Genomic DNA, 25048 nt, shown 5'->3' on the forward strand with positions numbered 1-25048 from the left:
GGCGTCCGGCGGTGGTCACCAGGGATCGAAATGCTCCCGCGGATCGGTGCGGCCGAAGGCGCCGGGGTCGGCGGGTACGCCGCCGAACAGATCTCCGCTGCGGTGGACCAGTTCGAGCATGGGCTCGCGCAACTCACGCAGCCCGTCCAGATCATCGGCGGCGACGTGGGTGGTCACCATGGCGCTGAGCGCGGCCACCAGGGTGCGGCACGCGAAGCGCTGCTGGTCCGTGCGGGCGTCGAGAATGTCCGCGACGAGCGAGACGAACGATTCCTGCAGTTCCGCGCGCCGCGCGATGGCCTTGGGCCCGGCGGCGTAGACCTCGACGAGGAACAGGCGCGCATAGGCCGGTTCGGACGCCAGACCGTCGAGGTAGGCGTCGAGCAGGGCGCCGATCGGCGGGCGGGCCGGGGCAGCGGGCCGGGAATCGGGCTCGCGCGCAAGATTTCGCGCGGATTCGCTGCCGTCGGTGCCGGTCCCGGCGGTCGGATCCGGCACCGGCGGCAGCGCGTCCTGGATGCGCGCGATCAGCATTTCCACCGCTCGCTCGTAGGCCGCCTCGAAACAGTCCTCTTTCGAGCGGAACTGCTCGTAGAAGGTCTCCCGCGACACCCCCGCGAGCTTGAGCACCGCCGCGACCGACGTGCCCACATAGCCGTGGGCGGCCATCGCGTCCGCCATCGCCGCGATAATTCGGTCGCGCTGGTCTCGGACGACCGTTTCCCGCGGGATTCCGTGCCGGCCCCGAGGTAGCCGGCGGTCCGCGGGGGCCGAGGCGGTCATGTGACTACTCCATCGATCGATCGCGTAGCGGTTCGCACACGAAACTAGCTGGTTGTCTTCCATTCTGCGCGGTGCGCGCCTCCCACGCGGTGCACCCCCGGCCGCCGCGTCGCAAACGCCGGATATGGTGCTGTTGACGGAAGGCCAGTACCCATCGGGCCGTCACTAACGAGAGGACCAAACACCGTGGAGATTTCGGGATCCGCCGCGATCATCACCGGAGCTGCGTCCGGTCTGGGCGCCGCGACCGCACAACGCTTCGCCGACCAGGGTGCGACCGTATTCGGTCTCGATCTGACCCAGTCGATCGAACGGGCCGGCGACAGCGTCCCCGCCGGTGTCACCCTGATCCCGACCGACGTGACCAGCAACGACGAGGTCGCCGCCGCGGTGGCGAAGGTCGTCGAATCCGGTGTGCCGCCGCGCATCGTGGTCAACTGCGCCGGTGTGGGCTGGGCGGGACGCATCCTGTCCAAGAACGGCCCGCACGATCTGGAGCTGTTCCGGACGGTGATCACCGTGAATCTGCTGGGCACCTTCAACGTGATGCGCCTGGCCGCCGACGCCATCTCCAAGACCGAGCCGGTCGACGAGTACGGCCAGCGCGGCGTCGTGATCAACACCGCGTCGGTGGCGGCGTTCGAAGGCCAGATCGGCCAGATCGCCTACTCCGCCTCCAAGGGCGGCGTCGCCGGCATGACCGTGCCGGCCGCGCGCGACCTGGCCCAGTTCGGCATCCGCGTCAACACCATCGCCCCCGGCATCATCGACACCCCGATGCTGGCCGGCGTCACCGAGGAGTACCGCAAGGGCCTCGAAGCCGGCGTGCCCTTCCCCTCGCGCCTGGGCCGCCCGGACGAGTACGCCCAGCTCGCGCAGTACATCACCGAGCACGACTACCTGAACGGCGAGACCTTCCGCATGGACGGTGCGCTGCGCATGGCGCCGCGCTGACGCCGGGCCGTGGGGGTTCCGCCCCTGCTGCCGGAAAACGTCAGGCTCGCACGGACTTCCGTGCGAGCCTGACGTTTTTCCAGCAGTGCGGTCAGACGGTCTTCGTGAGCCGATCCGCCAGCAGTTGCGCGAAGTGGGCCGGGTCCTTCAATTCGCCGCCTTCGGCGAGAATCGCCGTGCCGTAGAGCAATTCGGCGGTAGCGGCCAAATCTTCGGACTTCTCGCCCGCGTCCTTGCTCCCGGCGTAGGCATCACGCAGCCCGGTGACCAGCGGGTGATCCGGGTTGAGTTCCAGAATGCGCTTGGATTCCGGCAGGGCCTGGCCGGATGCGCGGTACATGCGCTCCAGCTGCGGGGTGAAGTCGAAGACATCGCCGACGACACAGGCCGGGGAGGTGGTCAGGCGCGAGGACAGGCGGACCTCCTTGACGCTGTCGCTCAGCGTCTCCTGCAGCCACTTCAGCACGTCGCCGAAATCCTTCTCCTGCTGCTCACGCAGCTGTTCGGAGGCCTTCTTCTCCTCCTCGGTCTCCAGATCGACCTCGCCCTTGGCGATCGACTGGAACGGCTTGCCGTCGAAGTCCGGCACCGAACCGACCCACATCTCGTCGACCGGATCGGTGAGGATCAGCACCTCGAGGCCCTTGGCCTTGAACGCCTCCATATGCGGCGAATTCTCGATCTGCTGCCGGGATTCGCCGGTCATGTAGTAGATCTTGTCCTGGCCCTCGGCCATGCGCTCCACGTACTGCGCGAGCGTGGTGGGCTCTGATTCCGAGTGCGTCGAGGCGAAAGACGAGACCTGCAGGATGGTTTCGCGGTTGTCGAAGTCGGAGAGCAGCCCCTCCTTGAGAACTCGGCCGAATTCGTTCCAGAAGGTCTGGTACTTCGAGTCTTTCGCGGTGGCCTCGCCGTCGCCGGCCTCGGCCGCTTCGGCGCCCTGCATATCCTTGATGGTCGACAGCACCTTGCGCACCAGGCGCTTGCGGATCATCTGGATCTGCCGGTCCTGCTGCAGAATCTCGCGCGAGACGTTCAGCGACAGATCCTGCGCGTCCACGACGCCCTTGACGAAGCGCAGATACTCCGGCATCAGCTCTTCGCAGTTGTCCATGATGAACACGCGGCGCACATACAGCTGCACCCCGCGCTTGTGCTCGCGCATGAACAGGTCGAACGGCGCGTGCGACGGGATGAACAGCAGCGCCTGATATTCGAACGTACCCTCGGCCTTGAGCGGAATGATCTCCAGCGGGTCGTCCCAGGCATGCGAGACGTGCTTGTAGAACTCCTTGTACTCCTCGTCGGAGACGTCGCTGCGTGGGCGCGTCCACAGCGCCTTCTGCGAATTGAGCGTCTGGTCCTCGAGGATGGTCTTCTCGGTCTTCTCCTCACCCTCACCCTCGGTGACGGTGCGCTCCACCTGCATCCGGATGGGCCAGGAGATGAAGTCCGAGTACTTCTTGACGATTTCGCGGAGCTTCCACTCCTGCGTGTAATCGAAGAGGTGGTCGTCCTCGTCGGCGGACTTCAGGTGCAGCGACACCGCGGTGCCCTGAGGCGCGTCGTCGAGGGTTTCGATGGTGTAGGTCGAACTGCCGGCCGAGGACTCCCAGCGGGTGCCCTCGGACTCACCCGCGCGGCGGGTGGTCAGCGTGACCTTGTCGGCCACCATGAACGTCGAGTAGAAGCCGATACCGAACTGGCCGATGAGATCCTCGGAGCTCACGGCGCCGTCGCCACCCTTGGATTCCAGCAGCTGGCGGCGCAGTTCGGCGGTGCCGGACTTGGCCAGGGTGCCGATGAGATCGACGACCTCGGCGCGCGACATGCCGATGCCGTTGTCGCGGACGGTCAGCACTCGGGCGTCCTTGTCGACCTCGAGTTCGATATGCAGATCCGAGGTGTCGACCTCGAGATCCTTGTCCCGGAACGACTCGAGTCGCAGCTTGTCCAGCGCGTCGGAGGCGTTCGAGATCAATTCCCGCAGGAAGGTGTCCTTGTTCGAGTAGACCGAGTGGATCATCAGTTCCAGAAGCTGATGGGTCTCGGCCTGAAACTCCAGTTGTTCGACGTGTTCGGTCACGTGCAGATATTACGACGGACCGCGGGTGGCTCGCGAAAGTCGGTCATCGCGGGAACCTCGGCGTCGGCGCTGTGCGCGCGGGGCTGCGCGGGCGCCATCCATTCGCGCAGCACCTGGGTGGCGCGCACGTCGTCCTCGTTGTATTCCAGCAGCCGGGTGCGCTGCGACAGATCGGGCGCCCCGTCGTAACCGACCGCCAGGCGATACCAGCTCATCGACGCCTCGCCGCCGGCCTCGGGATCGCGCCAGCCGAAGCCGGCGACCGGAGCGATCTTCTTGAGCCCCTTGCCGTTCGGGCAGATGAACTGCTCCGACACCGCCTGGAACATATCCACCCACTGCGGGCTGTCGACGAAGGCACGGACCTCGTCCTCGCTGGGGACCCCCGGCCGTCCGGCGAAGCGGCGCGCCGATTCGTAGAGCCACTTGTCCTCGGCGGTACGCGAGTAGCAGTAGGCGGCGAACGTCTTGCCCGCCGCGACCGCGTCGGCACGCACCGCCATCAACCAGGTCCAGAACTCGGCGAACGAGCGGGCCTCGTCGGCGGTCGGCAGCGGGTCCCAGGTGAAGAAGGGGCGATACACCCCGTCGAGCAGGGTGCCCCACAGGTAGGCGCCGTATTCCTGATAGCTCTCCAAGTCGACGTCGACCTCGACGTCGGCCCGGGTGACCCGGACCCGATCCACGCGGCGGACCAGCGGTGCGCCCGAGATCCAGGCGCGCGCGGTCACCACCGTCTCGGCGAACGGCTCGTACTGCCAGTCCTCGGGTTCGTCCGCGGTCCACTCGGCCAGATCGTCGATGGTCTGCACGCCGTGGCGGCGCAGCAGTTCGGCGCGGGAACCGGGTGCGACGAGGCTGACGTCGCGATGGGCCGCCAGCCAGCCCTCACAGCTCACCGCGGGCGGTTCGGTGATATCCGGGCGCTCGCCGCCGGTCACGCTGGGCGCCCGCGTCCACCACGGGCACTGCCGGCATTCCGGCACCTTGGACGGCACGGTCGGCAGCTCACCCCGCACCACCGCGATGCGGTCGGCATAGCGCCGGTCGTACTCGTCGAGCACCGGGCCCAGATCGTGCACCAGGATGCGGTCGAAGTGATAGCCGATCGCCCCGCCGACCAGGGCGGGACTGGCCAGCCCGTGCCGCTGCAACATCCGGTAGAGGTGGGCCAGCCGCTGCTGGTCGCGCGGTTGGGTCCGGACTCGGACGTGCCGGTCGGGGCGCGGATCCCAGCGGTACAGGTCGGAGGTGGTGGGGTGGAAATCGGCCGGATCCGGCTGGCGCGGATCGGTCACCTTGTGGTTGACCACGATGATCGGGATATAGCCGCCCCGATCGGTGTCGCGCAGCAGGATCTCGCAACCGCCGCGACGGCCGGTATCGGGCTCCTGCGGCAGCAACGCGCCCCAGATGCGCTGCGCTCCTTCCGAACACGCGCGCAGCGTGTCCTCGGCGCGGCCGCTCGCGTTCTGATCCGCATCGATGATCACCCACGCCTGCGGATCGGCGGCGACGAGTGTGTCGCGGACCTTCGAGCGATGCGCGGTGGCGGCGTCGCGGCGCTGTTTGACCCCCGCGTCCTCGGGCACCCCGAGCAGCCGTTCCGGATGAGTGGCGTCCAGATGCAGCCGGTGCCGGCAGCCGACCAGTGCGCGCGCGTCGACGTAGGCGATTCGCGGCGGCTGTTCGGCGGACCCGGCGAGAGCCGAAACATCGTCCGTATCTGCCGAAACCTGCTGCGCCCGTTCCACTTCGACGGGCACCACGACGGTTCGTCGAGCAGCAGCCCGCCGCTCGTCGCCTCCGCCGTCCTCCTCGCGACCGTCCCGGTCGCCGCTGCCCGAATACACGGTAAGCAGTATGGTCCCTACCTCCGACACTCCCGCGAACCGCCTGCGTGCCGGGCGTATGCGGGGCGGCTACCTCGGCACTCACGCGGCCCGGGGTTCGGATCGCCACGCGCTCGAACCGCGGACCGGCCGCCGCGGCGGCGCCCTCGGGCCCGCACCCCGCTACAGTTGGCGCAAACCGTGTGGCATGTGGGTATATCAGCATGACGGAACTTCGTGACGGAGGGCTTTCGATGGGGTTGTTCACCAAGCGCAAGCGGCGTGCGGACCGCAAAGCCGAGGCGAAAGCCCTCAAGCACAAGGCCGCGATGGAAGCCAAACTCGGCGCCCGCAACGAACGCAAACGCCAGCGCGCCGAACTGCGCACCCAGCGCGAGGTGGCGAAGGCCCAGATCGCGGCATTGAAAGCGGAGGAGAAGGCCGCGCTCAAGACCGCCGAACGCGCCGACCGCGAACTGCTCACCGCGAGTCAGGTGAAGAAGTATCTGGGCGTGGCGCGCGTGCTGGTGCCGGTGCTGGCGCCGCTGGCCTACCGTGCCGCCACCTTCGTCCGCGGCCAGATCGACACCCGCCGCGCCCATCGGCTGGGCATCGGGATCGGCGAACTGGGCAACTTCACCGGCCACGGCGCCCGCCTGCAGGCCCGCATCACCGGCGTCGAATCGACCCTGGCAGGCATCGAGAACTCCGGTGACAAGAGCGGTGAGACGCAGAAGTTCGTGGCCGCCACCCGCGACCGGCTCGCCAGCCTGTCCGCTGCCGTGCGCACCGCCGAGCAGATGCCCGCGCCGCGACGGCGTGCGGTGCACAACTCCATCTCGCACGAACTGTCCGGCGTCGAAGCCGATATCCTCGCGCGCCTCGGCGTGCACTGATCCGACCGCTCGCCATGCTGCCTCGTGCCCGGCCCACGACCGGATCCCCGCCCTCTCGGCGAGCGGTCCGGCGGCCGGGCATCGATGCGCTGCGGGGCAGCCTGGTCGGGGTGGCGGTGGTGGTGCTCGCCGTCGCCGCGCACGGATGGGCCGACGGCGGCTGTCCCGGCTCGGCGACGCTGGCGCTGCTGCTGCTGAGCGCGGCGGCCACCGGAACCTTCGCGTCGATGCTGCCGCCCACCGGCGGTGTGCGGGGCCGGACCGGCGTCCTGGCGGCCCTCGCCGGCGGACAGACGGTGTCGCATATCGCGCTGAGTCTGGTGCCGGCCCATCGACCCGGTGAATCCCCATGCGGGAGCGGCCTTTCCGGCCTGAACGCGATCTTCCCGACCGGCTGGATGACGCTGGCGCACACCCTCGCGACCGTGGTGTGCGCGGTGCTGATCGTAGCCGTGGAGCGGCTGTATGCCGCTGTCTCCCAATCGTTGCGGGCCGTCACCACCCGGCCGCGACCGCCGATGGATATCGCCACACCCCGATGGCGGAACTCCGCGCGGCGACCGGGGCAGCGATGGAGCGCCGGCGCTCTGGGCTCCCGCGCACCTCCGGTACTCGCCTGAACCGATCCTCGACCACAGGCAATCCCTCAGGCATTTCGCCGAGTACCGAGAAAGTCACCCATCGTGAGCTCAACTATGTCCACCGCACTGTCGCGCGCCCTGGTCGCCACGGGCGCCGCCGCCGGTCTCGCCCTGCTCGCCTCCGGCACCGCGGCCGCGCACGTCACCGCCGACGCGCCCGGGGCGGCCCAGGGCGGCTACGCCGTCATCACCTTCCGCGTGCCGACCGAATCGGCGACAGCCTCCACCACCAAGCTGACCGTCGCGCTGCCACAGCTGTCCGCGGCCCGCACCGAACCCGTTCCGGGCTGGACCGCAAAGACCGAGAAGAACGACAAGAACCAGTTCACCTCCGTGACCTGGACCGCCAACCCGGGCACTCCCGGCATCACCCCCGAGCAGTTCCAGCGCTTCGCCGTCTCGGTCGGACCGCTGCCGAAGCAGGACAAGATCAACTTCCCGGCCACCCAGACCTACAGCGACGGCAAGGTCGTCAACTGGAACGAGCCCATGCCCGCCGGCGGCGACGAACCCGAGCACCCCGCTCCGAGCATCACGCCGGCCGCCGCCGGATCCGACGACGATCACGCCGGTATGGCGAGCGGCAGTGACAAGTCCGGCAGCGACGAGTCCGACTCCGACGACACCGCGCGCTGGCTGGGCGGCATCGGACTCGTGCTGGGCGCCCTCGGCGCCGCGCTCGGACTCGGCAGCCTGATCCGGAGCCGGCGCGCATGATGCGCCGCATCCTGTTCGCCCTGGTCGGCGCCCTGGCCCTGGGCGGACTGACGGTCACGGCCGCCGGTCCGGCCGCCGCGCATTCGACGGTGGTATCCACCGACCCCGCCGACGGCGCGAAGGTCGAGACCGGTCCGGCGCGGGTGAGCATCACCTTCAACGAGAATCTGCAGCCGAGTTTCCCGTCGCTCACCGTCGTCGGCCCGGACGGCAATCTGTGGTCGAAGGGCAAGCCGGTGGTGGATGGCCCGACCGTCAGCGTCGAGGTCGGTGACCTGGGCCCGGCCGGCACCTACACGATGGCGTACCGGGTCACCTCCGCCGACGGCCATCCGGTCAGCGGCACCCGCAGCTTCGAGCTGACCACGCCCGGCCACGGGACCCCCGGGCCCAAGGCCGATGCCAAGGGCGGCAACTCCGGGGGCGGCGATTCCGGCGGCGTACCGCTGTGGGTGTTCATCGTGGCCGCGGTCGTGCTGTTCGGCGGTGGGCTGGCGTTCGCGCTGTTCGGTGGTCGCTCCCGACGGTCGGGCAGCGGCGGCAAACCATGAGGCCGGGGACGGCCGGCAGCAGATCGACCGCACTGCGTTACGCACTGCTGCTGGTCGTCCCGGCCGCCCTCGTCGGCGCCGCCGCCGGATGGGCGCTCGCCGCACCCGATCCGGTACAGGCCGAGGCGCCGGTGCGCACCCTGGCCGACGGGCTGGGCGCGACGGTGCTCGGCCTGGCCGCCCTGCCGCGCCTGCACGACCGGATGCGGCCCGCGTGGCGGCTGCTGGCGGTCTTCGGCGGCCTCTGGGCGGTCGCGGAATTCGTGCTGCTGGCCACCGAGGCCGCCGAGGTGGTCGGGGTACCGCTGACCCGGTTGCGCGCCGGCGATTTCGGCGACTACCTCGCGCATGTCAGCGGCGGCCAGATCGGCATCGCCGTGCTGATCGGCACCGCGGCGGTCGTGGGCTACAGCACGCTGGCCTTCCGGCGACCGGACCGCGCGGCCGCCGATCTGGTGCTGGTCTTCGCCGCGGTGACGCTGGTGTTGCGCCCGATCACCGGCCATATGTCGCAGCAGACGCTGGGCTCGGTACTGGCCGCAGTCCACGCCCTCGCCGCGGCTGCCTGGTTCGGCCTGCTGCTGGCGCTGGCCTTGGTCGTGCGCACCCGCGGGGAGTGGGCGGTGATTCTGCCGCGCTATTCCGGCTGGGCGTTGCCGGCGGTGGCCGCGGTGACGGTGACCGGAGTGGTGAACGGGCTGGTCCGGATCGGGGGTCCGGCTGCCCTCGTCGATACCGGATACGGCCGCGTCGTGCTGGCGAAGACGGTCATGGCCGTCGCGCTGCTCGGCCTCGGCTGGTGGTGGCGGCGCAGCTGGGTTCCGATGGCCACCGACCACCGGATGACTGCGGACTCCTCGCTGCGCCGGGCGCTGATCGAGGTCGTGGTGATGGCCGCCGTGTTCGGCCTGGCGGCGACGCTGGCGGTGACCGCCTGAGTCCGAGCCCGGGCCGGACAGGCCCTGCGAACTGGAGTGATAGCAATTACATCCGGTCCGGGCGGGACTGCAACACGTTACGGTTACCGCATGACCGCAGTGAAGATCGTGGCCGATTGCGCCGCGCCGGCCGAGACCGCGTTCGACTATGTCAACGACTATCGCCATCTGCCGGAATTCGTCACCGAGGTCCATTCCTTCCGCCCGATCACCGATCAGGTGGCCGGGCTGGGCGCGACGTTCGACACCGAGATCAAACTGGGCCCCGCGTCGCTGACCTCCCGGCTGCAGATCGTGCGCTGGGAGAAGAACGTCGCGATCGCGGTGAAGGCCGTGACCGGATTCGAGATCGAATCGACCTTCCTGTTCCATCCCCGCGGCGACCGCGACTGCACGGTGGACGCCATCGTCGAGTACCGGGTACCGGGCGGACTCGCGGGCAAGGTGCTGGGCAAGACCATCGAGCCGTTCGTGAAGCTGTCGGTCAAACACACCACCCACAATCTGACGACCAAGATCGCGGAGTATCAGCGCGCCCTCGACAGCTGAACCGGCCAGGGCCGCGGCGGACGGCGGCAAGGTCTCAGGATCCGATCGCCGCCCGCATGGCAAGCTTATTTCGTGACCGATTCAGCAAACCTAGTGGCAACCGCCGACCTCGCCGATGAGATCGGCCCCGAGATTCGTAGCTGTGATACGCAATTCACGCAGTTCGGCGGCAATCCGGTGTTCAGCGGGCGCATCGTCACCATTCGCTGCTTCCAGGACAATCTGTTGGTCAAGCAGACTCTCAGCGAACCCGGTGAGGGACGTGTGCTGGTCGTGGACGGCGGCGCGAGCATCCACACCGCCCTCGTCGGTGACGTGATCGCCGGCCGCGGAGTCGACAACGGGTGGTCCGGCGTCGTGATCAACGGCGCCGTCCGTGATTCGGCGATTCTGCGCACCCTGCCCATCGGTATCAAGGCGCTGGGCACCAACCCGCGCAAGAGCACGCAGACCGGGTCCGGCGAACGCGATGTGCCGGTCGAATTCGGCGGCGTCACCTTCGTTCCGGGCGAGATGCTCTACAGCGATCACGACGGGGTCGTCGTCCGCGCGGAATGAGTCGCCGATCGCCGCCGGGCCGGCCGGTCTCGCGCCTGCCGAACTATCCGCTTGCCACCCGCACGCGGTGGCCGGCGAGTTCGACAACGTCTCCGGCATGGAGCTGGCGGCCCCGCCGTAGTTCCACCTCGTCGTTGACGCGCACGAGTCCGGCGGCGATCACGGTCTTGGCCTCCGACCCGCTGTCGATGAGATTGGCCAGCTTCAGGAATTGCCCGAGTCGAATGACTTCGTCTTCGATCGGCACATCGACTGGATCCGACATGGATTACATCTTTACCGCCGCGCTCGACGGGCCGCACGCCGCCCCCGCCGCCGTGGGCATCGGGGTCCGGCGAAAGGATCGAATATGACCGTGCACGAGCAGGACTCGCCCGGTGGCCTTCTCCCCTCGAGCGGCCCCAGCCCGCACACTGGTGCGGTGACTTCCACGCAAGACCAGCTCCACTCGCGCGACCGCAGATCACCTTCGTCACCGGTTCCGCATCGCGCCCACGGTCGGCTGAGCGAAGTCCCCCACCTGGTCGGCCTGGTGCTCGGCGTGTTCTCGGTTCTGTGTGCGCTGTGGAGCATTTCGCCGGGCCTGCGCTACATCACCTCGGTCCCCCGGCACTACCTCGACGCCTACTATTTCGACGCGCCCGACACGAACCTGATGTGGGCGGTGATCGTCGGCCTGCTCGCGGGCGCGACGGCCTCCCGCAAACGCATCGCCTGGTGGCTGCTGGTCGGGTACATGGCGCTGTTCGCCCTTGCCAACGGTCTGGATTTCGCCGAGGAACAGGATCCGCACGCGCTGGCCGCGCTGTGCGTCCACCTCGCCGTGATCGGCCTGATGATCGCGGCATGGCCGGAGTTCTACACCCGGGTCCGGCGGGGTGCGGTGTGGAAGGCGCTCGGTGTCCTGGTCAGCGGGCTGGTGGTCGGCAGCCTGCTCGGGTGGGGGCTGGTGGAACTGTTCCCCGGCAGCCTGCCGCGCGGTGCGCAGCGCCCGCTGTGGGCGATCTCGCGCGTCACCGCGACAATTCTGGTGGCCGACAACAACTTCGACGGCCACCCGCTGCATGTGGTGAATCTGCTGCTCGGCTTGTTCGGTGCGATCGCGCTGCTGGCGGCGGCGCTGGTACTGTTCCGCTCCCAACGCGCCTCCAACGCCATGACCGGACTCGACGAATCCGCGGTGCGCGGCCTGCTCGCCCGGTCCGATGTCGAGGATTCGCTGGGTTACTTCGCGACTCGCCGCGACAAGGCCGTGGTGTTCGCGCCCAGCGGTAAGGCGGCGATCACCTATCGCGTCGAACTCGGCGTCTGCCTGGCCTCCGGTGATCCGATCGGTGTGCGGGAGGCGTGGCCGCAGGCCATCGACGCCTGGTTGCGACTGGCCGACGAATACGGCTGGGCCCCGGCGGTGATGGGCGCAAGTGAACTCGGCGCCACCGCCTACCGCCGGGCGGGCCTGTCCGCGCTGCGCCTGGGCGACGAGGCGATCCTCGACACCCGTTCCTTCTCGCTGGCCGGGCCCGAGATGAAGCAGGTGCGCCAGGCCGCCAACCGCCTGCACAAACAGGGCTTCACGGTCCGGGTCCGCCGCCACAGCGAACTCTCGCCGGACGAGATGGCGCAGATGATCGCCCGCGCCGATTCCTGGCGAGACACCGAAACCGAACGCGGCTTCTCGATGGCACTGGGCCGGCTCGGCGACCGGCTCGACGGCGACAGCCTGCTGGTGGAGGCCCTCGACCGCGACGGCCGCGTCTGGGGCATGCTGTCGCTGGTGCCGTGGGGCCGCAGTGGTGTCTCGCTCGATGTGATGCGACGAGATCCCCAGGGCCCCAACGGAATCATGGAATTCATGATTTCCCAGCTGGCGCTGACCTCGGAGCAGTACGGGATCACCCGGGTCTCGCTGAACTTCGCGGTGTTCCGCTCGGTCTTCGAGGAGGGCAGCCGGATCGGCGCCGGCCCGGTGCTGCGGCTGTGGCGCAGTGTGCTGATGTTCTTCAGCCGCTGGTGGCAGCTCGAGGCGCTGTACCGGTCGAATGTGAAATATCAGCCGCAGTGGGTGCCGCGGTTCTTCATCTTCGAGGAACGCCGCCGGCTGCCGCGGGTCGCGCTCGCCAGCGCGCTGGCCGAGGGCTTCCTGCCGCGCTTCGGCAAGCAGCCGGATGCCTCGGCGCACACCGGTCTTCATTCCGCGGTGCCGCCCACCATCACCGGGCTGCATGCCGACGGCAGCCCGCCCGAGGCACCGCCCTCCCCCCTCGAACAGGCCGCCGCGCGCCGCCCGGAGCAGGTGCGGGTGCGGATGGACAAGGTGCGGCGTCTCGAATCGGCCGATATCGACGCCTATCCGGTGGCCTACGCCCCGACCCACTCGATCGCCGATGCCCGCCGCTCCCCCAAGGGCACCACGGTGCGAGTGTGCGGGCGGCTGTTGCGAATCCGCGACCACGGCGGCGTCACCTTCGCGGCGCTGCGCGACTGGTCCGGCGACATCCAGATCCTCATCGACCGGGGCCGCGTCGGCGCGCGCCGCTCGAGTTCGTTCGGCGAGTACTTCGATCTGGGCGATCTGATCGAGGTGAGCGGCCAGATCGGCGCCAGCCGCCGGGGCGAACTGTCGCTGCTCGCCCAGGACTGGCGGATGATCGGCAAATGCCTGCACCCGCTGCCGGACAAGTGGCGCGGACTCGCCGACCCCGAGGCGCGGGTGCGCCAGCGCTACGTCGATATGACGATCAACGTCGAGGCGCGCGAGGTGCTGGCCAAACGCAGCGCCGTGGTGCGGTCGCTGCGGGATACCTTGAACGGCTGGGGTTTCCTCGAGGTCGAGACGCCGGTGCTGCAGCAGGTGCACGGCGGCGCCAACGCCGCGCCGTTCCGCACCCACATCAACGCCTACGATCTGGACCTCTACCTGCGCATCGCACCGGAGCTGTACCTCAAGCGGCTGTGCGTGGGCGGGATGGAGAAGGTCTTCGAATTGGGCCGGGTGTTCCGCAACGAGGGGGTGGACTACAGCCACAATCCGGAGTTCACGATTCTGGAAGCCTATGAGGCGCACAGTGATTACGAGCGGATGATGCACGCGTGCCGCCAGCTGATCCAGAACGCGGCGATCGCGGCCAACGGCGCCTGCGTCGCCCTGCGGCCGGGTGCGGACGGAACGCTGACCGAGGTCGACATCTCCGGCGACTGGCCGGTGCGTACGGTGCACGGCGCCATCTCCGAGGCCGTCGGCGAGACCGTCACCCCCGATACCCCGGCGGATCGGCTGCGGCTGCTGTGCGACAAGGCCGAGGTGCCGTATCAGCCCGGCTGGGACGCCGGGCAGATCGTGCTGGAGATGTACGAGCATCTGGTCGAGGACCGGACCCAGGAACCGACCTTCTACATCGACTTCCCGACCTCCGTATCACCGCTGACGCGCGCGCATCGCCGCATCGACGGTGTCGCCGAACGCTGGGATCTGGTGGCCTGGGGTGTCGAACTGGGCACCGCCTACAGCGAATTGACCAATCCGATCGAACAACGCCGGCGCCTGACCGAACAGTCGCTGCTGGCCGCGGGCGGCGATCCGGAGGCCATGGAACTGGACGAGGAGTTCCTCGAGGCGCTGGAATTCGCGATGCCGCCGACCGGCGGTCTGGGTGTGGGTGTGGACCGCGTGGTCATGCTCATCACGGGCCGCAGCATCCGTGAAACCCTGCCGTTCCCGCTGGTCAAACCGCGCACCGGACACGGCGACGGACGCTGACCACACCGCCGGCGGCCGGGGGCGCGCACCCGTTCGCGAACCCGGAACCCGCGTCCGGCACAGTAGTTCCGTGCAGCTTGTTCTCGTGCGTCACGCCCAGCCCGGCCGGGTGCTGACCACCTCCGGTCCCGCCGATCCCGAACTCACCGAACTGGGTCTCGAGCAGGCTCGCCGGGTACCGGCGGTGATCGCCCGCTTCGCCGGGGGCGAGCATCGCATCGCACGGGTGGTGAGCAGTCCGCAGCGGCGGGCCCGCGATACCGCCGCGCCGACGGCCGAGAAGCTGGGGCTGCCGGTCGAGGTGCTCGACGGGCTGGCCGAATACGACCGCGACCTGCCCGCCTACATCCCGATCGAAGACGCCAAGCGCGACTTCCGCGCCACCTACGACCGGATCAAGGCCGGGCATCTGCCCGAACAGATCGACGGGCCCGCGTTCGTGGCGCGGGTGCTGGGCACAGTGTCGGAGCTCGTCGCGGCCGCCGAACCCGCCGATACGGTCGTCGCCTTCGCCCACGGCGGAGTGGTGAACGTGCTGCTCCAGGACATTCTCGGACTCGAACGCCCGCTGACCTTTCCGATCGACTATTGCTCGATCACCCGGATCCTGTTCTCTCGCAGCGGTAACCGCACCGCCGCGACGATCAACGAGAACAGCCACGTGTGGGATCTGCTGCCGCGAAATCGTCCCGCAGCGGGAAGCGACGCGATCTGAGGAGAGCCCGGCATCCGAAAGCTGTGCCGGGGCACGGATATTCACAGCCGATTGCCAGCCCGAACGCCTGCCGGTCACAGGCACGAGTCGTTCCATGGATGACCACGGGCCCGCCCGACGGTCCGTGCTCCGAGAAAGGTAGTCCGTTGTTCTCCTCCACGAGTTCCTCGCGCCGCCGGCTGGTCGCCCGCATCGCCGTCGCCGGCGCGGTCGCGGCCGCCCCCGTCGCGGCGGTCGCCGTACCCGCCTTCGCCGAGACCCCGTCCGCCACGCAGATCGACTGGCACGACCACGACCGTGATCACGACCACGATCGCGACCACGACGGGTGGCGTCATCATCATGATCACGACAACGGCCCGTGGCAGCCCGGCCCCGGCGGCTTCCTGCCCGGCCCGCCGCCCACCGGCTCGTTCGGCTGATCGAACCGCACAGCCGATGAACACACGAGGGCCGCTCCCGGCAGGGAGCGGCCCTCGTTCGCTGTACGGGATACGGATTCGCGGGTGTGACCGGGGGACGCGACATCGTGACCGATCGCTTCAAAGTTCATTCACAGTTCGCGAACATCGCCGTCCTAGCCGCGGGCGTTTCGATGTACTCGTGAGCCGCCGGGCCACCCGGTCCGAAACCCACAGCGCGGCTCCGTGATTCGCAGACGAAAGGCCGAAACCTTGCAGACCACCGCGAAGCCGAAGAACCACACCCGCCGCCTCATGACCCGCATCGCCGTCGCCGGTGCGCTGGTCGTCGTTCCCCTGTCCGCGCTCGCCGTGCCGGCCTTCGCCGACACCCCCGCCGCGGTCGCCATCGACCGGGACAACCACCCCGGCGACCGCGATCACGACGGTGACCACCGCGCGCCCGACGGTGACCACCGCGGCGACAACCGCGGGGATCGGGACCGCGGACCGGAGAACCAGCCGGCTCCCGGACCGCAGCTGCCCCAGCTCCCGCCGACCGGTTCCGCCGGCTGATCCCGGAAACGACGAAGGCCACCCCGCTCGCCGCGGGGTGGCCTTCACGGGCGAATCACCGGCTCATGCCATTCCGGCGATCCAGTTGTGCATCCAGGAGATCGCGGTCTGGCCGCCGCCCACGGAATAGCTGCCGTAGGAGGTGTGGGTGCCGGACTGGTAGAAGTGCTGGAGCTGTTCCACCCGCTGCTGGTTGGCGTCGTCGGTGAGCTGCGACTGCAGGGCCGCGACACCGCCGTGCGCCATCAGGTCGCCGATGATCGAACCCGCCTCGAGCTGGTAGCGCCACAGGTTGGCCGCGCTCGCACCGGAGGCCTGCGCCAGGAAGCCGGCGAAGCGGGTGACGTAGTCGGTGTCCTCGGTGGAGCAGTACAGGTCGCCGGCCGCGCAGATGGTGCGGACCCGGTCGCTGAGGAAGCCGAATCCACCCACGCGCGGGCCACCGGCGCCGGCGCCGCCGACCACCGGGCCGACCTGGACGTCGGTGGGCGAACGACGCGGATCGGAGATCAGGCCGACACCCGAAACGCGGTCCGGCGGAACGACGCCCAGGCCGGTGCCGATCTCGGCGGCCAGATCGCCCGCGGCATCCGCACCCTGGCTGTAGCCGACGATCGCGTAATGCGTACCGGCGCAGCGGGCCGCCATCGCCTGGATGAGGCCGCGCGCGTTGTCGGTCGCTTCCTTCTTGGAGGCGCCGTAGACATCGCCCTCCCACGGGAAGGCGGTCGCGGCGTAGCTGACGTAGTCGACGTCCGCCGAGCTCGGCAGGCCGCGCGTCACACCGGACAGCATGCCGGGGCCGACCATGTGATCGGGCTTGTGATCACCGGTCTCCCAGGTGCCCGGAATCGCGACGACGTACAGGCTCGGGCAACCGGGATCCGCGCTCGCGGAACCGCTTCCGATCGCGGTACCCGACACTGCCATTCCAGCCAGGACCGCGACTGCCGCCCCGGCGGCCGCGACAACCTTCTTCAACCGCATGCTGCTCCAGTTCAAGCCAGCCCTCGCCGGGGCTCCCCATATGTATTCGCCGCTGATGATGCCGCCGCCACATTGCCGCGCGGTAAATTCCCGGCGAAGCAAAAGCCGCCCGCGCCCGTAACTCGTGAACGAGTTCGGACGCGGACCAAGAGCACGACTTACGACATACCGGTGATCAGGATAACGGCGGCACCTAGGAACTGCCATCCGAGCTCGAAATCCCGTCCGATTTCCGGTGTTTGAGACGCGGGTACGCGTTTCCGCAGTACAGGGCCGGAAAGACAGGCGTCCACGGGCTCGAAAGCCCGTGGACGCCTCGTTTTTTCGATTGTTCGACAGCCGGCGCTTGCCGGGACTCAGCGCTGGGCGACCGCCGTCGGAGCGATCGGCGCCGGCAGCGCGGTCTCACCCTCGAGGTGCTTGTCCACCGCCGACGCGGCGGCGCGGCCCTCGGCGATGGCCCACACGATCAGCGACTGACCACGGCCCATGTCGCCGGCGACGAAGACACCGGGAACGGTGGTCTGGAAGTCCTTATCGCGCTTGACGTTGCCGCGCTGGTCGTAGCCCACGCCGAGATCCTCGAGCAGACCCGGCTTCTGCGGGCCGACGAAGCCCATCGCCAGCAGGACCAGATCGGCCTCCAGCGTGAAGTCGGTGCCCTCGACCTTCTCGAAGCGGCCGTTGACGTTGCGGACCTCGTGCGCCTGCAGTCCGGTGACCTTGCCGTCCGCACCGATGAACCGCTCGGTGTTCACCGAGAAGACGCGCTCGCCGCCCTCTTCGTGCGCCGAGGAGACCCGGAACATCAGCGGGTAGGTCGGCCACGGGGTCGACTCGGCCCGCTCGGCCGGCGGCTTCGGCATGATCTCGAACTGGTGGATGCTGGCCGCGCCCTGGCGGTGCGAGGTGCCCAGGCAGTCGGCGCCGGTGTCACCGCCACCGATGATGACGACCTTCTTGCCCTTGGCGTGGATCCGCGGCAGGCCCTCCTCGTCGGTGACGGGATCGCCCAGCTGGACCCGGTTGGCCAGCGGCAGGAATTCCATCGCCTGGTGGATGCCGTCCAGATCGCGACCCGGAATCGGCAGGTCCCGAGCGATGGTGGAACCACCCGCGAGCACCACCGCGTCGAACTGCTCGCGCAGCTGCTCGGCGGTGATGTCGACACCGACGTTCACGCCCGCCTTGAAGATGGTGCCCTCGGCCTCCATCTGCGCCAGGCGGCGGTCGATGAAGCGCTTCTCCATCTTGAATTCCGGAATGCCGTAGCGCAGCAGGCCGCCGATGCGGTCGTCGCGCTCGAACACCGTGACGGTGTGGCCGGCGCGGGTCAGCTGCTGGGCCGCGGCCAGACCGGCCGGACCCGAACCCACGACCGCGATCTTCTTACCGGTCAGGCGGGTCGGATAGACCGGCTGCACCCAGCCCTCGTCGAAGGCGTTCTCGATGAGTTCGACCTCGACCTGCTTGATGGTGACCGGATCCTGGTTGATGCCGAGCACACACGACGCCTCACACGGCGCCGGGCACAACCGCCCGGTGAATTCCGGGAAGTTGTTGGTCGCGTGCAGACGGTCGATGCCCTCGCGCCAGCGATCCCGGTAGACCAGGTCGTTCCACTCGGGAATCAGGTTCCCCAGCGGGCAGCCGTTGTGGCAGAACGGGATACCGCAGTCCATGCAGCGGCTGGCCTGGGTCTGCAGGGTCTGGTGGGAGTAGTTCTCCTCGTAGACCTCTTTCCAGTCCATCAGGCGCAGCGGAACCGGACGGCGGGTGGGCAGCTCCCGCTTGGTGTGCTTCAGAAATCCCTGTGGATCACCCACGTGCGGCCTCCGTCTTTTCGCCTCTCACAGCCGTCCGTGCGTTGTGCACGCGTCTCACGTTATCCACGTGCGGCCTCCATGATCGCCTCGTCGACATCCCGCCCGGCCTTCTCGGCCTCGGAGATAGCGAGCAATACCTTCTTGTAGTCGCGAGGCATAACCTTCACGAAGTGGTTCACCTGCTGCGACCAATCGCTCAGGATGCGTTCGGCCACCGCCGAACCCGTCGCGTCGCGATGGCTCGCGACCACGTCGCGCAGCCAGGTGAAGTCCTCGCCCTCGAGCTGTTCGATATCCACCAGCTCGGTGTTGAGGTTGGCTTCGAACGTGCCGTTCGGGTTGTAGATGTAGGCGATACCGCCCGACATGCCGGCACCGAAGTTGCGTCCGGTCTCGCCGAGGATGACGACCCGGCCGCCGGTCATGTACTCGCAGCCGTGATCACCCACGCCCTCGACCACCGCGGTGGCGCCCGAGTTGCGCACGCAGAACCGCTCGCCGACCACACCGCGGATGAATGCCTCACCGCTGGTGGCGCCGAACAGGATCACGTTGCCCGCGATGATGTTCTCCTCGGCGACGAAGGACTCCGGCGCGTTCAGCGACGGCCGCACCACCAGGTGACCGCCCGAAAGGCCCTTGCCCACATAGTCGTTGGCATCACCGAACACGCGCAGGGTGATACCGGCCGGGACGAACGCGCCGAAGCTGTTGCCCGCCGAACCGGTGAAGGTGATGTCGATGGTGTCGTCGGGCAGGCCGGCGCCACCGTAGAGCTTGGTCACCTCGTGGCCGAGCATGGTGCCGACCGTGCGGTTCACGTTCGTGATCTTGGTCTCGAACTTGACCGGCTTGCCGCGCTCGAGCGCATCCGCCGCCTGGGCGATGAGCTGGTTGTCCAGCGCCTTGTCCAGGCCGTGGTCCTGCGTCTTGGTGCAGCGGCGGTCCTGGTACATGAACGCCGTCTCGACGTCGTCGAGGATCGGCGACAGATCCAGCTTGCTCGCCTTCCAGTGCTCCTTGGCCCTGGTGGTGTCGAGCAGGTCGACGCGGCCGATGGCCTCGTCGAGCGTGCGCAGACCCAGCGAGGCCAGCAGCTCCCGCACCTCTTCGGCGACGAACATGAAGAAGTTCTCGACGAATTCGGGCTTACCGGTGAAGCGCTGGCGCAGTACCGGATTCTGAGTCGCGACGCCGACCGGGCAGGTGTCGAGGTGGCAGACACGCATCATGACGCAGCCGGAGACCACCAGCGGAGCGGTCGCGAAGCCGTACTCCTCGGCGCCGAGCAGCGCGCCGATCAGCACATCGCGGCCGGTCTTCATCTGGCCGTCGACCTGCACCACGATGCGGTCGCGCAGACCGTTGAGCAGCAGGGTCTGCTGGGTCTCGGCCAGGCCGAGTTCCCAGGGGCCGCCCGCGTGCTTCAGCGAGGTCAGCGGCGAGGCGCCGGTACCACCGTCGTGGCCGGAGATCAGCACGACGTCGGCGTGGGCCTTCGACACACCGGCCGCGACCGTTCCGACACCCGGCTCCGCGACAAGTTTCACGTGAATCCGAGCCTGCGGATTCGCGTTCTTCAGGTCGTGGATCAGCTGGGCCAGATCCTCGATCGAGTAGATGTCGTGGTGCGGCGGCGGCGAGATCAGGCCGACACCCGGCGTCGAGTGCCGCACCTCGGCGACCCACGGGTACACCTTGTGCGCCGGCAGCTGACCGCCCTCACCGGGCTTGGCGCCCTGGGCCATCTTGATCTGGATATCGGTGCAGTTGGTCAGGTAGTGCGCGGTCACACCGAAGCGACCCGACGCCACCTGCTTGATCGCGCTGCGCCGCCAGTCGCCGTTGTCCTCCGGCTCGAAGCGGGCCGGCGACTCGCCGCCCTCACCCGAGTTGGAACGGCCGCCGAGGCGGTTCATCGCGATCGCGAGGGTCTCGTGCGCCTCCGCGGAGATCGAGCCGTAGCTCATCGCGCCGGTGGAGAAGCGCTTCACGATCTCGCTGGCCGGCTCGACCTCCTCGATCGGAATCGCGTGCCGGCCCTCGGTCTTGAACTTGAACAGGCCGCGCAGCGAGGCCAGTCGCTCGGACTGGTCGTCGACCAGCTTGGTGTACTCCTTGAAGATCGAGTACTGACCCGAGCGGGTCGCGTGCTGCAGCTTGAACACCGTGTCCGGGTTGAACAGGTGGTACTCACCCTCGCGCCGCCACTGGTACTCACCGCCGATCTCGAGTTCGCGGTGCGCGCGCTCGGTGCGGTTCTCCAGGAAGGCGATCCGGTGGCGGGCGGCGACCTCGGCGGCGATGTCGTCGAGACCGATGCCGTCCAGCGGCGAGGTCAGGCCGGTGAAGTACTGGTCGCACAGTTCCTGCGACAGACCCACGACCTGGAACAGCTGCGCGCCGCGGTAGGAGGCGATGGTGGAGATGCCCATCTTGGACATCACCTTCAGCACGCCCTTGCCGGCCGCCTTGTTGTAGTTCTTGACGGCGGCGGCGTAGTCGGCCGCCTTGTCGCCGGTGCTGCCCGGCATCTCCAGCGCGCCGCGCTCGAGCATGTCCTCGATCGACTCGAAGGCCATGTAGGGGTTGATCGCGGCCGCGCCGAAGCCGACCAGCATGGCCATGTGGTGCACCTCGCGGGCGTCACCGGCCTCGACCACGAGGCCGACCTTGGTGCGGGTGCGCTCGCGCACCAGGTGGTGGTGCACCGAGGCGGTGAGCAGCAGCGACGGAATCGGCGCCAGCTTCTCGTTGGATTCGCGGTCGGACAGCACGATGATCCGCGCGCCGCCGTCGATGGCGGCCGACACCTGGGCGTTGATCGCCTCGAGCGCCTTGCGCAGGCCCTTGCCGCCCTTCTTCACCGAGTAGAGGCCGCGCACGACCACCGAACGCAGCTCGGGCCGCGAACCGTCGTCGTTGATGTGGACGAGCTTGGCCAGCTCGTCGTTGTCGAGAATCGGCTGGGTCAGCGTGATGTGACGACAGGACTCCGGACCCGGATGCAGCAGGTCGGCCTCGGGGCCGATGGTGCTGCGCAGGCTGGTGACGACCTCCTCGCGGATGGCGTCCAGCGGCGGGTTGGTGACCTGGGCGAACAGCTGCGCGAAGTAGTCGAACAGCAGACGCGGACGCGACGACAGCACCGCGATCGGCGTATCGGTGCCCATCGACCCCAGCGCCTCGCCGCCGGTCTTGGCCATCGGCGAGATCAGCAGGCTCAGTTCCTCGGTGGAGTATCCGAAGATCTGCTGGCGGATGAGCACGCGGTCGTGCGACATGTGCTCGTGCGGACGGTCGGGCAGCTCGGCGAGCTTGATGATGCCCTCGTCGAGCCACTGCTGATACGGCTGCTCGGCGGCCAGCTGCGACTTGATCTCGTCGTCGCTGATGATGCGGCCCTGCGAGGTGTCCACCAGGAACATGCGGCCGGGCTGCAGACGGGCCTTGCGGACCACCTTCGACGGCTCGATGTCGAGCACGCCGACCTCGGAGGCCATGACGACCAGGCCGTCCTCGGTGACCCAGATCCGCGAGGGGCGCAGACCGTTGCGGTCCAGCACCGCGCCGACCACGGTGCCGTCGGTGAAGCACACCGAGGCCGGGCCGTCCCACGGCTCCATCAGCATGGAGTGGTAGCGGTAGAAGGCGCGCTGCGCCGGGTCCATCGACTCGTGCCGCTCCCAGGCCTCCGGGATCATCATCAGCACGGCGTGGGGCAGGCTGCGGCCACCGAGGTGCAGCAGTTCCAGCACCTCGTCGAAGCGCGCGGTGTCGGAGGCGCCCGGGGTGCAGACCGGGAAGATCTTCTCCAGCCGGTTGTTGCCCTCGCTGTCGGTGCCGAAGATCTCGGAGTTCAGCAGCGCCTCGCGGGCGCGCATCCAGTTCTCGTTACCGGTGACGGTGTTGATCTCACCGTTGTGCGCGACGCGGCGGAAGGGGTGGGCCAGCGGCCAGGACGGGAAGGTGTTGGTCGAGAAGCGCGAGTGCACGATGCCCAGCGCCGACTCCACCCGGTCGTCCTGCAGGTCGAGATAGAACGCCCGCAGCTGCGGGGTGGTGAACATGCCCTTGTAGACGAAGGTCTGACCGGACAGGCTCGGGAAGTAGACGGTCTCGCGGCCGACCGCGCCCTCGCCGGCGCCCTGCTTGCCGAGTTCGTGCTCGACCCGCTTGCGCACGACGTAGGCACGCCGCTCCAGATCCATTCCGCTGAGCTGCTCGGCCGAATCGGCGGGCGAGGCGATGAACAGCTGCCGGAACGTCGGCATGGCGTCACGCGACAGCGCGCCCAGGGAGGACTCGTCGATCGGAACCTCGCGCCAGCCCAGAACGGCCAGGCCCTCTTCCTTGACGATCTTCTCGACCCGGTAGCAGGCGCGGGCGGCCTCGCGGCGGGCCTGCGGCAGGAATGCGATACCGGTGGCGTAGGAGCCTTCCGGCGGCAACTCGAACGTGGCACCACTCTCCGCCAGCGCGGCCCGGAAGAACGCGTCCGGGAGCTGGATCAGGATGCCCGCACCGTCACCGGAGTTGGGTTCCGCACCCGCAGCACCGCGGTGCTCCAGGTTCAGCAGTGCCGTAATAGCCTTGTCGACGATGTCGCGGCTACGACGGCCATGCATGTCGACGACGAACGCGACACCGCAGGAGTCGTGCTCGTTCGCCGGGTCATAGAGCCCGATCGGTCCAGGTGACCTGTGGCCAGGAAGTTGCGTCATGCCTCTGCCTTCAAGAAATAGGCGCCTTCAACGAAGAGGCCTTCGATTTCGATGCCTTCTTCCGATGGCCCTCGTCGAAACGCCTCCGCCTAGACTGCGTCCGGACGTTGCGGCGACCAGCGGCGCTGATGGTCATCCCGTGCAGTCAAACTCTCCAGTTGTCCACCCGCTTCGGTTTCGTAGTCGGGTGCTCGGTGGTAGCGGAACTCTGAGGAGTTCCTTACCCACCGCGCCGTGCTCGCCCGCTAGGCTGATGCTTACGGCTCGTGGCCGAGTACGGGCGACGAGTCGGACATTTCACGTCCGACACTTAGAGCAAACGATAAGTCAGGACCGGAGCCCAACCAACTTAGGTTGTGCTAAATACTCCGTCTACCTGGGCATCTTCATCGGTCCTCCACTACCTGCGCGTTCTCCAGTGTAAAGCAGCCGACGCGGATCGCTGAGTCGCGTTCGCCACTGCCGTCGATAGCGCCTGGGCATCGGCCACGAGCTGGGAGCCCAGTCCTGCGCAACGCTCTCACCTGCGTCGAATCAGATTTCCCCGAATGCGGCGGCGGCAAACCGGGGTGTAAGGCGGCTAACTCTCCGGACACCCGGAGGAGACATTCCGGATAGCGGAGCGACAAGCCACGCCAATGTGCGGACCGTACGGCATCGTTTGCGAATGTGGAGTTCAGCACATTCTCGGCAAACCAAGATCGAGAATGACTGTGGTTTATTTCACATCCGTTGCGGGACAAAGCGTTACGGTCGCGCGGACCAGGGCGGCACCGTGCAGCGGATCGACCCGGCCCGAGGTCAGCACCGGAAACACGGCGGCCGCGAGCTGCTCCGCACAATCCGGTGCGCCCAGTACGGCGCGGTGAGCCGCCAGCTGATTCAGGATCTCGCCGTTCACCTCGTCGATCACCGGCCGTACGGCGGCCAGATCCGACGCATCCGGTGCGGGCGCGGCCGCCGGATCGAACCGCCACCGGGTGAGTAGTCCGTACTGCACGGTCTTGTTCGCTTCGATCTGCCCGGTGAACACCTGCCGCACCCAGTCCTGCGGCAGCCCCGATCGGGTGCCGGCCGCGGCCATCGCGTCGTAGACCTGCGCCTCGCGCGCCGGATCGTCGACCACGGGAGGCTGCCCGGTCCGCTGCGAAGCGGTCCATTTCGCGGCGGCGACGGCATCGGCGGTGTTCAGGCGGCGCAGCACCAACTCCACCAGTGGACTCAGTACCGAGGGGCCTTCCTGCGCGGGAGCCGCCTGCGCGTGCGGAAGTACTCGCTCTACGGTCATCGGCGCCACGACCGTGAATGCCGAGGTGAGGAGCACGGCGACCGCGACGAGACGGGTGCGTCGGCGTGCGCGGCGACCATCGAATCGCGACCGTGCGCCGCGGGCGCCGGCCGCCGCCGCGGCCTGGGAGTCGTCGGTGTCGCCCGCATAGGGATCCCCCATCCGATGAATGCCGACTCCCGGAGTCGCTCGCAACGTTCCACCCTCCTATCACCGCCGCACCATGGTGTCGATCGATGCCGCGCTACCCGAGAGTAGGGATTCACTCC

General features: G+C 68.4%; 20 protein-coding genes. 12 read left to right on the top strand and 8 right to left on the bottom strand.

Features of this window, described 5'->3' with window-relative positions; all coding sequences use genetic code 11:
* Positions 1-15: 15 nt before the first annotated feature.
* Positions 16-783: a TetR/AcrR family transcriptional regulator gene (locus tag NA3_RS22720; RefSeq protein ID WP_062965639.1), complete on the bottom strand. Its 768-nt coding sequence runs from the start codon at positions 781-783 to the stop codon at positions 16-18.
* Positions 784-969: 186 nt separating this feature from the next.
* Between NA3_RS22720 and NA3_RS22725 the strand changes: the two genes are divergently transcribed.
* Positions 970-1737, top strand: coding sequence for an SDR family NAD(P)-dependent oxidoreductase (locus NA3_RS22725; RefSeq protein WP_036496958.1), 768 nt, complete (start codon positions 970-972; stop codon positions 1735-1737).
* 91 nt (positions 1738-1828) lie between these two features.
* Here NA3_RS22725 and htpG read toward each other — a convergent pair whose 3' ends face one another.
* Positions 1829-3823 (bottom strand): molecular chaperone HtpG, encoded by a 1995-nt coding sequence (htpG, locus tag NA3_RS22730; RefSeq protein ID WP_062965640.1) that lies wholly within the window; start codon positions 3821-3823, stop codon positions 1829-1831.
* Positions 3820-5499: a TM0106 family RecB-like putative nuclease gene (locus NA3_RS22735; protein ID WP_062965742.1), complete on the bottom strand. Its 1680-nt coding sequence runs from the start codon at positions 5497-5499 to the stop codon at positions 3820-3822. Before NA3_RS22735 ends, htpG begins: the two co-directional genes overlap by 4 nt.
* A gap of 410 nt (positions 5500-5909) precedes the next feature.
* On the opposite strand from NA3_RS22735, the gene NA3_RS22740 reads away from it, so the two are divergent.
* From NA3_RS22740 to rraA, 7 genes are all read left to right on the top strand, one after another.
* Positions 5910-6551 (top strand): DUF6474 family protein, encoded by a 642-nt coding sequence (locus NA3_RS22740; RefSeq protein ID WP_062965641.1) that lies wholly within the window; start codon positions 5910-5912, stop codon positions 6549-6551.
* 14 nt (positions 6552-6565) lie between these two features.
* Positions 6566-7171 carry a hypothetical protein gene (locus NA3_RS37085; protein ID WP_157126592.1) on the top strand — a complete coding sequence of 202 codons (606 nt, stop codon included), beginning with the start codon at positions 6566-6568 and terminating at the stop codon, positions 7169-7171.
* A 75-nt stretch (positions 7172-7246) separates the two neighbouring features.
* Positions 7247-7909, top strand: a complete 663-nt coding sequence (locus tag NA3_RS22750; protein WP_062965643.1) for a YcnI family copper-binding membrane protein — start codon at positions 7247-7249, stop codon at positions 7907-7909.
* Positions 7906-8460: a copper resistance CopC family protein gene (locus tag NA3_RS22755; RefSeq protein WP_084491786.1), complete on the top strand. Its 555-nt coding sequence runs from the start codon at positions 7906-7908 to the stop codon at positions 8458-8460. The genes NA3_RS22750 and NA3_RS22755 overlap by 4 nt, the downstream gene beginning before the upstream one ends.
* Positions 8457-9398, top strand: coding sequence for a CopD family protein (locus tag NA3_RS22760; RefSeq protein ID WP_062965645.1), 942 nt, complete (start codon positions 8457-8459; stop codon positions 9396-9398). Before NA3_RS22755 ends, NA3_RS22760 begins: the two co-directional genes overlap by 4 nt.
* A 90-nt stretch (positions 9399-9488) precedes the next feature.
* A complete protein-coding gene (locus tag NA3_RS22765) occupies positions 9489-9947 on the top strand; it encodes an SRPBCC family protein (protein ID WP_062965646.1) in 459 nt (152 codons plus the stop codon).
* A gap of 72 nt (positions 9948-10019) precedes the next feature.
* A complete protein-coding gene (gene rraA, locus NA3_RS22770; protein WP_062965647.1) occupies positions 10020-10505 on the top strand; it encodes a ribonuclease E activity regulator RraA in 486 nt (161 codons plus the stop codon).
* A 43-nt stretch (positions 10506-10548) separates the two neighbouring features.
* On the opposite strand, the gene NA3_RS22775 is transcribed toward rraA, so the two are convergent.
* Positions 10549-10770 (bottom strand): RNA-binding S4 domain-containing protein, encoded by a 222-nt coding sequence (locus NA3_RS22775; RefSeq protein WP_062965648.1) that lies wholly within the window; start codon positions 10768-10770, stop codon positions 10549-10551.
* A gap of 156 nt (positions 10771-10926) precedes the next feature.
* Here NA3_RS22775 and lysX point away from each other — a divergent pair, with 156 nt between their 5' ends.
* From lysX to NA3_RS22795, 4 genes are all read left to right on the top strand, one after another.
* The gene (lysX, locus tag NA3_RS22780) at positions 10927-14262 is read left to right on the top strand and encodes a bifunctional lysylphosphatidylglycerol synthetase/lysine--tRNA ligase LysX (RefSeq protein ID WP_062965743.1); all 3336 of its coding nucleotides are present in this window, start codon (positions 10927-10929) and stop codon (positions 14260-14262) included.
* A 70-nt stretch (positions 14263-14332) separates the two neighbouring features.
* On the top strand, positions 14333-14977 hold the full coding sequence (locus NA3_RS22785; protein WP_062965649.1) for a histidine phosphatase family protein: 645 nt from the start codon (positions 14333-14335) through the stop codon (positions 14975-14977).
* A 146-nt stretch (positions 14978-15123) separates the two neighbouring features.
* Positions 15124-15399, top strand: a complete 276-nt coding sequence (locus NA3_RS22790) for a hypothetical protein (RefSeq protein ID WP_227995421.1) — start codon at positions 15124-15126, stop codon at positions 15397-15399.
* A 225-nt stretch (positions 15400-15624) separates the two neighbouring features.
* Entirely contained in the window at positions 15625-15954 is a 330-nt protein-coding gene (locus tag NA3_RS22795) for a hypothetical protein (protein WP_062965651.1), read from the top strand.
* Between the two features lie 63 nt (positions 15955-16017).
* Here NA3_RS22795 and NA3_RS22800 read toward each other — a convergent pair whose 3' ends face one another.
* From NA3_RS22800 to NA3_RS22815, 4 genes are all read right to left on the bottom strand, one after another.
* Positions 16018-16941: a cutinase family protein gene (locus tag NA3_RS22800; protein ID WP_084491787.1), complete on the bottom strand. Its 924-nt coding sequence runs from the start codon at positions 16939-16941 to the stop codon at positions 16018-16020.
* Positions 16942-17297: 356 nt separating this feature from the next.
* Complete coding sequence (locus tag NA3_RS22805) at positions 17298-18767, bottom strand: glutamate synthase subunit beta (RefSeq protein WP_062965652.1); 1470 nt, start codon at positions 18765-18767, stop codon at positions 17298-17300.
* A 59-nt stretch (positions 18768-18826) separates the two neighbouring features.
* Positions 18827-23491: a glutamate synthase large subunit gene (gene gltB, locus NA3_RS22810; protein WP_062965653.1), complete on the bottom strand. Its 4665-nt coding sequence runs from the start codon at positions 23489-23491 to the stop codon at positions 18827-18829.
* A 718-nt stretch (positions 23492-24209) separates the two neighbouring features.
* Positions 24210-24941 (bottom strand): chorismate mutase, encoded by a 732-nt coding sequence (locus NA3_RS22815; protein WP_062965654.1) that lies wholly within the window; start codon positions 24939-24941, stop codon positions 24210-24212.
* Positions 24942-25048: the final 107 nt, after the last annotated feature.

This window comes from Nocardia africana NBRC 100379 (assembly GCF_001612635.1).
Taxonomy (GTDB): domain Bacteria; phylum Actinomycetota; class Actinomycetes; order Mycobacteriales; family Mycobacteriaceae; genus Nocardia; species Nocardia africana.